Consider the following 12,033-nt stretch of genomic DNA (forward strand, 5'->3'; position numbering starts at 1 on the left):
GACGATGGCCCCGGTCATGGTGCCCGCCGCCCGCCGCCCGCCGGGCGGCGGGCGGCGGGCACCATGACCGGGGCCATCGTCCCGGGCCTGCTGGTCTCGATGTCCTCGCCGTGGGTGGTCGCGGCGGCGTCGAGCAGGCACATCTACGGGTTGTCCACATCGGGCTCCTGCCGTCCGAGATCAGCCTGATCCGGATCGGGGTGCCCTCGGCAGGCGTGCGCGGCCGCGGCATTTCGGCGGTGTTGATGCTGGTAGTGCTGCTGATGCTGGCAGTGCTGGGGGGCGAGACGTTCTCGCTGTCGTCGCCCCCACAGCCCGCGACGAGGAACGGGTTCGCGGTCCTGGCGGCTTCCGCCAGGGAGCCTAAGCCCCCCCCCGCGTCGCCTCGCTGTACGCCTCCCGGCGGGACGTCGTCCTGCCGGTGGCCGCCCCGCCGGGCGAAACCCGGGCCGCTGGTGCGGCTGAACGTCATGTGGGTTCCGTGCGCGCTTCATGCATCCACCCGTCCTTCGAGATCAGGGCCCTACCTGCTCTCGGCAGGGGCGGGCTGGCTCGGGGGTGGACCGAGCAGCCCGTCCGGGCCGTGGAGGGGGGACCTGGTCGGGTCGATAGGAGGTGGATGTTTGCAGAGTTTTTGTGACGAAGTCAACATCTGGCCTGACCGGGGAAAATCTGCTATCTGGTCACGAAGGTGCCACCAGGTGACCGGGCGTTAGGGTTCGATCGCCTCCTGAGCCGCCTGCGCCTCCTGGCGAGTCGGGGATCCCACCTTTACGTTCCCTGTCAACAATCGTCACTGCCCGTCACAGGTCGACCCGGTCGTTGTACCGAGTCACAGGATGCCTGCCTTTGCCCGTGGCACGTGGGCCTTCGCCGCGCCGCGGGATGTGAGGCCCAGCCGGATCGCGCCCGCTCGGGAGCTGTCCGGGTCGTTGAAGAACATGAACGGGCCCTGCGCGACCAGTTCGAACGGGATGCCGGCCGGGAGCACCTCGGGCCTGGCGATGAGCCGGCGGTTCGCGACGTCAACGACGATCACGCGACCGTCGGTGAAGTCGGGGATGAAGATCCTGTACAGATCCACATCAGGATTGCGTGTCAGGGCGTAGGACAGGGACCACATCATGATCATCCAGCCTGCCCGACGCAGGACCCATCCTGCAGGCAAACGTGCAGGTCACCACCTAAATCGGGGTTCTGGAGCCCCACACGCTGGCAGGTCGGCGGCCTCCTGCGTCACCGGCCGTAGCTCTGCTGTCGGCCAGGGCGACCCTCGCCTTCCAGCCCGCACTGCGGTCTGCGCTTGCGCGCCCGGGTGGTCGACGAGCCGATCACTCGCCCTGGACCTTCGCGCCTCTCGAACTCCAGGCCCGCGTCAACACCAGCACAGATCATCGCCTGGGCTGGCCAGCCTGCCGGCGCCGTGCTCGGCGGACTTGACAATCCAGCGCCGCGAAGCCGGGGCAGCCACGCCTGACATCGGCGGAAAGGCCAAGCCAGCCAGATCTCGATGTCGGGATCGGTCAGTGGTCGCCGGGTTTGCCGAACTCCTCGATCAGCACGGGATACTGCTCCCCACCATGTCCGGCGGCAATCGAGCGGTCAGCCATCACCTTGATCAACCTGGGCAGTTCGGCGTTGACTCCCACCGCCTCGCTCTCCTCGATCAGGTGCGCCATCGCCCGCGCGTCGGTCTCCAGGGCCGACACCTCGGCGGGGAAGGAGCCGCTGTCGATCTGCTCGGCATACCCGGGCAGCCATTCGGCCACGCCGGCAGCGATCTGCCGGGCGAACGGCGCGTACGTCGCGGCGTCGACACCGGCCGTCCTGAGCAGGGCAGTGCCCTGGAGCCAGGCGTTCAGGACGCTCCACATCATGGCCAGGCCAGCCACGTCGTACAGGGACGCCAGCCCGTGGTCCGCGCCAAGGTAGGTGACGGTGCCGAGCGCGCCGAGTGTTGGCCTGTGTGCCTCGAAGTCCGACCGCGGCCCGCTGTGCAGAATCACCGCCTCGGCGGTCCCGATCGCCGCCGGGATGGCCATGATCGCGCCGTCCAGGTAGCGGGCGCCACGCTGCTCGGCCCATCGGGCGGCTTCGCGGGCCTGGGCCGAGTCGCCCGAGGTCAGGTTGATCAACATTGTGCCGTCCAGCTCGATGTCGGTCGCGCCGAGCAGCTCGTGCGTGGCCTGGTAGTCGGTGACGCAGATGACCGTCAGGGAACCTGCCTTGAGCGCGTCGCCGACCGTCGGCGCGAGCCGTGCGCCCTCGGCCACCAGCTGGTCGGACTTGGAGGTCGTGCGGTTCCACACGGTTGTGGGATTCCCGGCTTTCAGGAACGCGCCTGCGAGTGCCTGGCCCATCCGTCCGAGTCCGATGACTGTCACGGGTGTGTCGGGGCTGTCGTTCATGGCAGCATCGTCAACGTTGAGACCGGTGTGAAGGTCAAGCGAGGTTTCGATGCGGATCGGGGAGCTGAGTCGTCGGACGGGCGTCAATGCCCATCAGCTGCGCTATTACGAGGCCCAGGGCCTGCTGGAGGCAGACCGCGGCGTGAACGGTTACCGCGAGTACGGCGAGAACGCCGTGCTGCGGGTGAATCAGATCCGGCACCTGCTTGGTGCCGGTCTGTCGTCCGAGGACATCGCGTACCTGCTGCCCTGCGCGGTCGGAGAGGCCCCGGAGCTGCCCGGGTGCCCCGAGCTGCTGGCCGCGATGCGCTCCCGGCTGCAGCGACTGAACGACCAGATAGACAGGCTCGAGCAATCCCGCGATGCGCTCGCGACCTACATTGACGCGGCCGAGCGAATGGGCAGCGAGAGCTATCCACCCTTTGACAAAGCTGACCTGGAGCCCGCCCCTGCATAACCACAGGCGATCTCCGGCCGCAGGATAGCCCATCGTGCACGCGGCGACGACGGCAGCGGGCAGTCCGACTGCCTGCCACTCCGCGCCCGAGACCATGCCGAGCAGGTGCGCCAGATGGTTGCGTTGACGCCCAGCTACAGGAAGCTCGTCGCGGCCTGCGACAGGTATCCCAAGCGCCACCCCTGCCAGCAGCAGCCGGCAGGGTCGATCCGACCCGCGTGCCGGCCAAGCAGCAGCACCGCGCCGAGGGTGAGCAGACCGCCGGCGAACGCCGCTCCGGACACTCCAGCCGAGACAGCCAGCCGACGCCGCCGAGGGTCCGCGGGCTCGGCGACCTATATACCAAGATCGGCGAGCGCGGCGACGAAGGCGATCGTCCGCACGACCTTGTCTGGCTCGACTTCCGGTCTAGTCAGCAGCCGCAACGCCTCCGAAAGGGGGCGGTTCGCATGACGGAAACTTGGTTGTCCAGATGGGGCTCGAACCAGCCATCGAGGTCCTGACCAGCCCCGATCCAAAACGCCAGGCCTCAAGCGATAGGTCATAAACCGCATGTGCGCAGGTTGGGTGCCTGATCAAAAATCTGGTGGACCTAACGCACCACAATAAGAACCCTTCAATCTTGGTTCAGTGCCTTGAAATCACCATCCGCCCGGTCTCCACGAGGCTCCTGACCAGGGGCGATGCCGAGTGAGCGCCCAGCAAGCAACATCATCGGCTGAATCGAACGTGCGTTCCGCACATCTGGTAGGTCCGGACGCCGCAGTCCGTCTGGTGACCGTCACCATGATCGTGGGGATCGTCGTCAGGTTGACGTTCCTGTTCGTGTTCGGGAACGTGGCGACGCTCGGCATTCGTCTGGGGGTGCCGACGTACGTCGCGTTCCTCGTCGCGTCGGCGGTCGACTTGTCGGTCGTGGCGCTTCTGGTCGGCACGCGGCACCTGACCGTGCACGGCGGGCCGGTGGAGGTGGTTCCATCGGCGCGGCGTCTGCTCATCTTCTCCAACACGGTAACGCTCGCGTTGAACTACGCGGAACCCCTCATCGCCGGCCACTACGGCAAAGCCGTCTTCGACGCCGTCGGACCACTCTTCCCTATCGGATGGGCCGAGGCCGGCCCCCAGTTTGCTCCGAGCCATGCAGACGACCGGAGCCGGAACGCTGGCTCTAGTCACGCAGCCCGAACCCCTCCCGACCCCAGCATGATCGAAAATGGACGAGACCAGCCGCGTACAAACTCGTTCGCCGACAACCGCTCATGCCGATGAGCGGACGTTTCATGTAGTGGGGTCGACCATCCGCTACTGGTTGGGTGACGCAATCCAGGCGGCGATCTGGGCGCGTGAGTTGAATCCAAGTTTGTTCAGGATGTTGCGGATGTGGCTGTCGACGGTGTGTTCGGAGATGAGCAGGCGCGCTCCGATCTGTTTGTTACTCAATCCGTCGACGACCAGGTGTGCGACCTCGGCTTCCCGTTTCCCGAGCGGTGGCGTCCGGTTATCGCCTGATGCCGCGGCGGTAACGTGAGTGGGTTCGCCGAGCGCCAGGCGGATCGGGTCTTCTCGGCTCAGGCGTTGTCCGGCCTCGAACTCTGTCTGGAACGTGTGTATTCCGAGTGCGGTTCTGGCCGATTCTTTGGCATGGGCCAACAGTGGAGCTAGGTATGGCAAGACGGTTGCGCCGACGCCCGTTTGCACGGTTTCGGCCGCCCCGAGCAGTCGGGCTCCGAGCCGTGGTTGGCCGGAACCCGCAGCGTGGCAGCCCAATGCGTCGAGTAGGCAGTACTGCGCCACCCGGTCATCGATCTGGCTGGCGATCCGTAGCGCTTCCGTGAACAGCGGCTTTGACTCGTCGAGATCTCCGCCGATCAGAGCGGCGAGGCCGAGGTTCAGAAGCATCATCTCGTGACTGTAGAGGTCGCCCGCTCGGCGGCTGCGAAGCGCGCCTTCTGAGGACGCCGATCTGACCGTGTCGAGATTGCCCTCGATGAGACCGTCGAGCGCTCTGGCCTGCAGCAACGCGATCGTCGCGGGATAATCGCCAAGGGGCGTCGTGATGGCTCGAGCCGCGTCGAGCAAGCGGCTAGCCGATGCACGATTACCGGCCATGCGGTGGGCGATGGATGCCAAGGACAGCGACTGTGACTGCAGGCTGACCTGCCCTGCATCCTGAGCCGCTGCCGCCGCTCGTTCCAGCGCCGGCGTGGCGGCCGTCGGATCGGACTGCAGTACGGCGAGGAATCCGCGGAGGAAGTGGGCCAAGGCGGGGGCCTGCGGGCTTCCACTTCCCGCCTCGAGCAGCTCATCGAGCCACCAGACGCCTTCGCTGGTCGCACGGGTAATCCAGTACCACCCTATCGAGCTGGCTAGATCCAGTCCGCGTTCGCTGTCTTGGTGCGCCACGCATCGCTGAAGGACAGCGCGGATGTTGTCGATCTCCAGGTCCATCCAGTCGAGCCATTCGACGATCCGGTACCGGGCGTCCGCCCGCGAGCGCAGGCACCTCGACCGGTAGTAGTCGGCGCAGCGTAGTTCGACGGCCGCCACCTCGCCCGCTTCTCCTGCCTTGAGGTCGGCATATTCGCGCATCGTCTCGTGTAGCCGGTAACACGCGATGTCCTTGACGTCCTCCTTCACCACCAGGGATTTGTCGACAAGCGACGACAGCAAATCCAGTGCCTGTGCGGCCGGCACGTCGTCGGACGTGCAAACCGACTCGACGTCGTCGAGGGTGAACCTTCCCGCGAACACCCATAGCCGCCTCAGCAGGATCTGCTCGCCGGCCGTCAACAGGTCGTGGCTCCAGTCGATGGTGGTCCGCAGCGTCTGGTGACGCGGCAAGACGGCCCGGCCGCCACCGGTGAGCAGTCCGAACCGGTCAGTCAAGCGATCGAGGATCTGCTGCGCGGTGAGGACCCGGGTCCGGACCGCCGCCAGCTCGATCGCCAACGGCAGCCCGTCAAGCCGGCGGCACAGATCGACTACGGCCGTTTGGTTCGCGGCGGTCAACTCGAAGCTGCCCGATCCAGCCGCCGCCCGTTCGGCGAACAGCATGATCGCCTCGTTCTGTCGCAGTTGCGGGAGAGACACCCGCGGGTGAGCCGACGGCAGATCCAGTGGCGGCACGGGGACCACGTGCTCACCCGGTATCGATACCGGCTCCCGGCTGGTGGCGATCACCCGCACGCCTGGTGCGGCTCTCATGACCTCGGTCACGAGCCGAGCGGCCGCTTCGATCAGATGCTCGCAGTTGTCCACGACCAGCAACAGCTGCTTGTCCCGCAGGTATGACAGCAGCAGGGCCACCGGCTCGGTCGCGGCCTGGTCCCGCAGGTCCAACGCCGCCATGACGGCGTTGCCGACGAGTGCGGGGTCCCGGACTTCAGCGAGCTCGACCAACCAGGCGCCGCCGGGGAATCCCCGTCCGAGGTCGGTCGCCGCCCGGATAGCCAGGCGGGTCTTGCCGACCCCGCCCGGCCCGATGAGGCTGACCAGCCGGGCCTCGGTGAGCTTCTTCCTGAGTTCGGCGAGCTCCCGGCGGCGGCCGATGAAGCTGGTCGCTTCGGCCGGCAGATTACCTGGACGGCGCGAGGGTCTGGCCATGGTGCCAAGGACTTTACCGCTGGGAAGCCCGGTCCTCCGCACATCGGGTCTTGATGGTGTGACGGGCCGGGTTGAAGATGTCCTTCGGGTGGCCGAACCGGGGCGTGGCGTAGTCGTCGTCGCCCTGCTCGTAGGCCCCGTAGAGGGAGATGCTGGTCATGTCCCGGTGGACCTGGGACACCTCGATCCCGAACGCGACGATCGCGGCGGTGCCGATCGAGCCGACGGCGGCGTCGGCCTGCTCGGCGAGCGCCTCCAGCTCCCGGCCGACCCGGTCGTCGTTGAGCGCGTCCGGCTCGATCCCGAGGACCTTCTTGACCGCCCACTTACGCGCCCAGTTCTCGATGCGGACCAGCGGGGTCGGGAGGTCAACCGGTTGGCGATCACCATCGCGATGACCTGGCCGTGGGTGACCCGGGCATCCGAGCGGACCGGGCAGAGCCGGTCGATGGTCGCGACCAGGTCGAGACGGGCCAGCAGGTCACGGACCACGGGCAGCGCGCCGAGGAACTTCTCCACGCTCTCGGGCCCGTAGTCCAGCACGGCGGCGGCCTGCACAGCTCCGAACCGTGCCAGGCCCAACACTCCCGCACCAGCAGCCACACCATTAGATGATCAAGAAGCCGCACAGTCAGCACACCAGACGAACGTGCGGAGGACGGGGGAACACCGTCGCGGGCCGGCCACGGTAGCTACCTCATCACGAATTCCATTGATGTCGGTGCCCCGGCGTGCCGCCTAAGCTGACGAGTGTGACCGCGGAGCCACCGGTACAACGAGTCGAGGTCAGTTTCGTCGGCGCCCGTACCGCCCAGCTGGCCAAGCGTGCGTCGGGTTCAGCGAGGTGGAAATCGACGGTCCGGTCCTGCGCCATTTGGTCAGCAACAGCTTTCAGTCGTTTCTCGAGGCGTCGCACGGTGGCGAGGTAGACAGTCTTTAGTCAATGACCCGATCAAATTGCAGGTTTGCCCGCAGGTAGCGACACGACGATCGAAAAGGTGTGATTGGACGGATGTCAGGACGGAGCGTGGAAGAGCAAGCCCGCGCGCTTTTTGCACCGCTCGGGCCGACGTACGACCGCGTCGGCGCCACGCTCTCGCTGGGACAGGACCCGCGCTGGCGCCGCTATCTCGTTTCGTGCCTTCCGCGCGGCGGCCAGGTTCTCGACGTGGCGACAGGGACGGGGCTGGTCGCGGCGGAACTCCTGCGGCAGGGGTTCGGGGTGACCGGAGTCGATCAGAGTCCCGAGATGCTCGCGGTCGCGCGCCGTCGCTTCGACGACGAGGTCAAGCTGATCCATGCCTCGGCGGATGCGCTCCCGCTCGGTTCCGAGTACTTCGACCACGTCACGGTTACGTACCTCCTTCGCTACGTCGACGATCCCGCGGCGACGCTGGCCGAGCTCGCGCGCGTGGTGCGTCCGGGTGGCTTCGTCGCCTCGCTCGACTTCGGCGTCCCGAGTGGTGCCGCCCGCCCGCTGTGGGATCTTTACGTCCATGCGGTGCTACCGCTCGCCGGCCGCCTTCTCCGGAACGGCTGGCGGGAGGTCGGCGACTTCCTCGGAGGCTCGATCCGCGACTTCTGGGAGCGCCACCCGCTCGAGCACCAGCTCGAGTGGTGGCACGCGGCGGGACTCCACGGGGTCGAGGTGAAACGGCTGAGTCTCGGCGGCGCCGCCGTCATCTGGGGACGGAAGACGTGAGCCCTCCCGATCGTGCGGCCGAAGGCGTCATGACGCGGGAGGTTCAGCCGGTCTCCCGTCCCGCCTGGTACGCGCTCGAGCGCGGCGGCTGGCGGGACTACGTGACGCTGCTCCATCCCCCCTACACGGCGTGGCACCTGTCGTACGTCGTCATCGGCGGCTGTCTCGCGCCCGTCGTTGCCTGGGACAGGCTCGGTGCCGTCGTCGCCGCGTTCGCGCTCGCCGTCGGTGTCGGCGCGCACGCCCTCGACGAGCTGAACGGGCGACCGCTGCGCACCAACATCCCTGATCGGGTTCTCGTCGCGCTCGCCGGCGTCTCGACCGTGGGCGCCTGCACGATCGGCCTCGTGGGCGTGCTTACCTTCGAGGCCTGGCTCGCGCTCCTCATCCCCCTCGGGATCTTCCTCGTGCTGGCGTACAACCTCGAGCTCGCCGGGGGACGCTTCCATTCCGACCTCTGGTTCGGGCTCTCGTGGGGAGGCTTCCCCGTGCTCTGCGGCTACGCGGCCGTCGCGGGCGACATCCGAGGCGTGACTGTGCTCGCCGCGGTCTTTGCGGTGCTGCTCTCGCTCGCCCAGCGCGCGCTCTCGCACCACGTGCGGTACGTGCGACGCCGGGTGATCGCCGTCCGCGGCGAGCTCGAGCTCGCCGACGGGAGCAAAGAGCCGCTCGACGCCAGGCGGCTCACCGCTCCTGCCGAGACCGGACTGCGGCTCCTCTCGCTCGCGACCGCCGTGCTGGCCGCGACCCTTGTCGCCGTCCGCATCTGATCGGCCACCACCATGGCCGCGTGCCGCTCCCCGCGCACATTCTCCTGGCCGCGCGCTACGTTGGGCTCCCCCGGTCGCGCGCGGTCCGCGCGGGTTCAACGAGATCGTCGCCTCGGCCCGTCGCGCGGTCCGCGGCGCCGCGGAGCAGGCTGCGGACCAAGAAGGACGGCTGCGTATCTCGCAATGTTCCCCGAATGCCCGCGGGTCTCTGTCAGCGTGGACGGCGGAGGAGCGGCGTTTCTCGGACGAGTGCTGCGGCGCCTCGCCTTGCGAGCTGCCGTTCGACCTACGGTTTTGGCCGTTGCCGCCGTTGCCGCCGCCGGTGTCCGCTGGAGACGTCGAGTGGAATGGTGACGGCGAGCGCGATCCTGGCGGCACGCGAGCGGAACCTGACTGAGGACGGCGCCCTGCACGAGGCCGTGAATTCATCTGGCGAAACGCGGATCTGTGTGATCGGCGCAGGCCCCTGCGGTCTGACCGCGCTGAAGAACCTACTTCAGGTCGGCTTCCGCAACGTCGTCTGCTACGACGAGAGCAGCGACATAGGGGGCAACTGGGCGTACACCGACGATCCCCATCGGGCCAGCGTCTATGAGTGCTCGCACATCATCTCGTCCCGGCGCATGTCATCGTTCGCCGATTTTCCGATGCCAGAAGAATACCCGGACTTTCCTTCGCACCGGCAGCTGCTCGCCTACTTCACCGAATATGCGAGAGCGTTTCAGCTCGAGCCGCACATCCGCCTCGGTTCGTATGTCGAGCAATGCACGCTCGGCGGCGACGGCCGATGGGCGGTGCGTATCATCACGAACGGCGAAACAAGGGTTGAACTTTTCGACAGCTTGCTGGTCTGCTCCGGCCACCACCGCGAAGCGCTCGTGCCTGAATACCCGGGCACGTTCACAGGCAAGATCGTTCACTCCTCCGCCTACAAGCGCCCCGAGCCGTTCCGCGGCCAGCGCGTGCTCGTGGTCGGCGCAGGAAACTCGGCCGCTGATATTTCCGTCGACGTCGCCCACCTCGCCTCGCGGGCCGCGCTCAGCATGCGCGAGGGGACCTACTTCATTCCGAAACTCATGTCCGGGAAGCCGATGGACGTCCTCTATGGGTCCTGGTACGGCAAGATTCCAAAGCCGCTACTCCAGTCGGCACTGAAGCTTTGGCTGCGGCTCGTGATCGGTAAATGGGAAGAATACGGTCTACAGACCCCGACCAAAGCGCCGCTCGCGAAACACCCGACCTTGAATTCCAGCGTACTCGACGCGCTACGCGATGGCCGGCTCGTCGCGCGCCGCGGCATCGAGCGCTATGACGGAAACATTGTCCACTTCACCGACGGCACACAGGAAGAATTCGACGTCATCATCATGGGAACCGGCTTTCGCACGAGCTTCCCGTTCCTGTCCGAGCGGATCGCCGGCTGGGACATGGCCAAGACGCCGCCACTCTATCTGAAGATGATGCATCCGACGATACCAAGCCTTTTCTTCATCGGCCTGTTCCAGCCGATCGGCTGCATCTGGCAGCTCGCCGACTACCAGGCACGCCTCGCGGCGCTGCAGATCAGCGGGCGGGTGAGACGCCCGTCCGACATCGATACGCGCATCCGCCGCGAAGTCGCGCGCGCGCATTCTCGGTCCGATCCGTCGCCCCGGCACGCGATCGAAGTCGACTATCACGCATTCCGGCGAGAAATGATGGGCGAGCTCGCCCAGGCTAAGCCCGGATGCAACGAAATGCCGCCAACGCGATCCGGGCCGTCATGTCACGCAGAGTGACTTCGATGTGAGCTGGAAGATCGACACGAACGTCCACTTCTGCCGCGAGTCGGATACAGCAGTCGTCGCCAGCTTCCGCCCGGACGGGTGGCCTGGGCGGTTGGGGCGGGCAAGGCCGCTACCCATGGGGTTGGCGGCTCTCCGAGATCGCCGGACACCGCGGAAGAAAGCTGCCCGTGATTGAACGTGTACATGTCGACCCGCTCGAGAAGGTGATCAATACCGTTGAGGATGACGAGGCGGCCCGACGGGAGACCCGGCAGGACACGGCAGCCGGTTGCCGTCACGCGCCACGGCCGGCGGATCTACTGCGGGATTCAGCGTTGCTGGCAACGGAGATCCTGGCGCAATGGTATGGACGGGAGATCACCGTTGAGATCATGGATCGCGCGGTTCGATTGATACAGGAGGACTCGTCGTACCCGGTAAGGGCACTCGGTCGAGAACACCATTCGCCTGGACTCGCGGTACTACTTCGTTGCGTCGACAACGCAACTGTCCAGCACCGTAATATCCGGATGCATGTCGAGGGTGAGAGCGTAGGCTTCGCATTCTCGACCGTGCTGCTCGACCGGGTGACCGCGCGGGAGCGCGCCACGCTCACCGCCACGGACGTGTCTCTTGGTCGGGCTCTACAGGCGGAGGGAATCCAGCGTCGGATGCTCGCAATGACGATTTCGGACGACGGCGGGTATGGCCACACTTCCGATGGCCACGCGATCGCCACGCAGGCGTTGTTGTGCCGAAATGACACACCCGTAGCCTATGTCCAGGAGAAATTCTTCTTTGGTTCACTTCCACCAGACGGCGCGCGGCGGGCCCAAAATACAGACCTATAACGTCGACCACCTTGTCCTCGAAGTCAGGGACGGCCGACAGCTTGAAGGTATTTGCGGTGCGGCTGGAGGTGATTGGTACGCCCTCGGTCGGTGACGAAGTCGCGCCAACAACCCACGATGCCTACAAACCACTGGGGGGACCCTGTAGCGGCGACCATCCGCAATGCGGTCTCCCGGTCGTCGCGGACCGCCCAACGCAGCGCGGCCATCAGGTTGTCGTGCTCCGCCGACAGCCGGGCCAGCCAGTCGAGCTGTTCTGACCTTCGCAGGTGCGGATCGGATCGCTGGGCGAGCTCAAGGTGGTAGCGGGCGTGCGCGCGCCGCAACGGCTGCTGCTCACCGACCTGCGCTAGTGCGCTGGCCACGAATGTTCTCTGGTTCGGTTCAGGCGGCGTGTGATCGTGGTCGGCCCCAGCGTTGTTGGCGTTCGGAGCGGACGCGGGTGCGTTCGCGGCGTTGAGCGGCCAGGACGGTGG

General features: G+C 66.7%; 14 protein-coding genes. 7 read left to right on the forward strand and 7 right to left on the reverse strand.

Features of this window, described 5'->3' with window-relative positions; all coding sequences use genetic code 11:
• A partial coding sequence (locus FMEAI12_RS37615) for a hypothetical protein (protein WP_235013568.1) occupies positions 1–189 on the forward strand: 189 nt, incomplete at its 5' end.
• 643 nt (positions 190–832) lie between these two features.
• Here the strand turns inward: FMEAI12_RS37615 and FMEAI12_RS37620 are convergent.
• Both FMEAI12_RS37620 and FMEAI12_RS01130 read right to left on the reverse strand, forming a co-directional pair.
• Positions 833–1,132: a hypothetical protein gene (locus tag FMEAI12_RS37620; RefSeq protein WP_235013569.1), complete on the reverse strand. Its 300-nt coding sequence runs from the start codon at positions 1,130–1,132 to the stop codon at positions 833–835.
• 391 nt (positions 1,133–1,523) lie between these two features.
• Positions 1,524–2,408 (reverse strand): NAD(P)-dependent oxidoreductase, encoded by an 885-nt coding sequence (locus FMEAI12_RS01130; protein WP_112104665.1) that lies wholly within the window; start codon positions 2,406–2,408, stop codon positions 1,524–1,526.
• A 49-nt stretch (positions 2,409–2,457) separates the two neighbouring features.
• Here FMEAI12_RS01130 and FMEAI12_RS01135 point away from each other — a divergent pair, with 49 nt between their 5' ends.
• Positions 2,458–2,865, forward strand: a complete 408-nt coding sequence (locus FMEAI12_RS01135) for a MerR family transcriptional regulator (RefSeq protein WP_112104666.1) — start codon at positions 2,458–2,460, stop codon at positions 2,863–2,865.
• Positions 2,866–2,999: 134 nt separating this feature from the next.
• Here the strand turns inward: FMEAI12_RS01135 and FMEAI12_RS36445 are convergent, their stop codons facing one another.
• The gene (locus tag FMEAI12_RS36445; RefSeq protein ID WP_160144219.1) at positions 3,000–3,149 is read right to left on the reverse strand and encodes a hypothetical protein; all 150 of its coding nucleotides are present in this window, start codon (positions 3,147–3,149) and stop codon (positions 3,000–3,002) included.
• 406 nt (positions 3,150–3,555) lie between these two features.
• On the opposite strand from FMEAI12_RS36445, the gene FMEAI12_RS01140 reads away from it, so the two are divergent.
• A complete protein-coding gene (locus tag FMEAI12_RS01140) occupies positions 3,556–4,134 on the forward strand; it encodes a hypothetical protein (RefSeq protein ID WP_368672042.1) in 579 nt (192 codons plus the stop codon).
• Between the two features lie 33 nt (positions 4,135–4,167).
• On the opposite strand, the gene FMEAI12_RS01145 is transcribed toward FMEAI12_RS01140, so the two are convergent.
• The 3 genes from FMEAI12_RS01145 to FMEAI12_RS01150 are packed head-to-tail and all read right to left on the reverse strand — an operon-like array spanning position 4,168 to position 7,071.
• Positions 4,168–6,468, reverse strand: coding sequence for a LuxR C-terminal-related transcriptional regulator (locus tag FMEAI12_RS01145; RefSeq protein WP_112104667.1), 2,301 nt, complete (start codon positions 6,466–6,468; stop codon positions 4,168–4,170).
• Positions 6,469–6,481: 13 nt separating this feature from the next.
• Positions 6,482–6,628, reverse strand: a complete 147-nt coding sequence (locus FMEAI12_RS36925; protein WP_200835125.1) for a hypothetical protein — start codon at positions 6,626–6,628, stop codon at positions 6,482–6,484.
• Entirely contained in the window at positions 6,625–7,071 is a 447-nt protein-coding gene (locus FMEAI12_RS01150; protein ID WP_368672043.1) for a DUF4277 domain-containing protein, read from the reverse strand. The genes FMEAI12_RS36925 and FMEAI12_RS01150 overlap by 4 nt, the downstream gene beginning before the upstream one ends.
• Positions 7,072–7,495: 424 nt before the next feature.
• Here FMEAI12_RS01150 and FMEAI12_RS01155 point away from each other — a divergent pair, with 424 nt between their 5' ends.
• From FMEAI12_RS01155 to FMEAI12_RS36930, 4 genes are all read left to right on the forward strand, one after another.
• Positions 7,496–8,170, forward strand: a complete 675-nt coding sequence (locus tag FMEAI12_RS01155) for a class I SAM-dependent methyltransferase (protein WP_160144220.1) — start codon at positions 7,496–7,498, stop codon at positions 8,168–8,170.
• Between the two features lie 29 nt (positions 8,171–8,199).
• Positions 8,200–8,940 (forward strand): UbiA family prenyltransferase, encoded by a 741-nt coding sequence (locus tag FMEAI12_RS01160; protein WP_112104669.1) that lies wholly within the window; start codon positions 8,200–8,202, stop codon positions 8,938–8,940.
• 347 nt (positions 8,941–9,287) lie between these two features.
• Positions 9,288–10,718, forward strand: a complete 1,431-nt coding sequence (locus FMEAI12_RS01165) for an NAD(P)/FAD-dependent oxidoreductase (RefSeq protein WP_160144221.1) — start codon at positions 9,288–9,290, stop codon at positions 10,716–10,718.
• Between the two features lie 176 nt (positions 10,719–10,894).
• Complete coding sequence (locus FMEAI12_RS36930; RefSeq protein ID WP_165938855.1) at positions 10,895–11,557, forward strand: hypothetical protein; 663 nt, start codon at positions 10,895–10,897, stop codon at positions 11,555–11,557.
• A gap of 23 nt (positions 11,558–11,580) precedes the next feature.
• Here the strand turns inward: FMEAI12_RS36930 and FMEAI12_RS36935 are convergent.
• Positions 11,581–12,033, reverse strand: a 453-nt coding sequence (locus FMEAI12_RS36935) for a hypothetical protein (protein ID WP_235013571.1), incomplete at its 5' end; no start/stop codon positions are given.

It is taken from the genome of Parafrankia sp. Ea1.12, from assembly GCF_900465275.1.
GTDB classification, from domain to species: domain Bacteria; phylum Actinomycetota; class Actinomycetes; order Frankiales; family Frankiaceae; genus Parafrankia; species Parafrankia soli.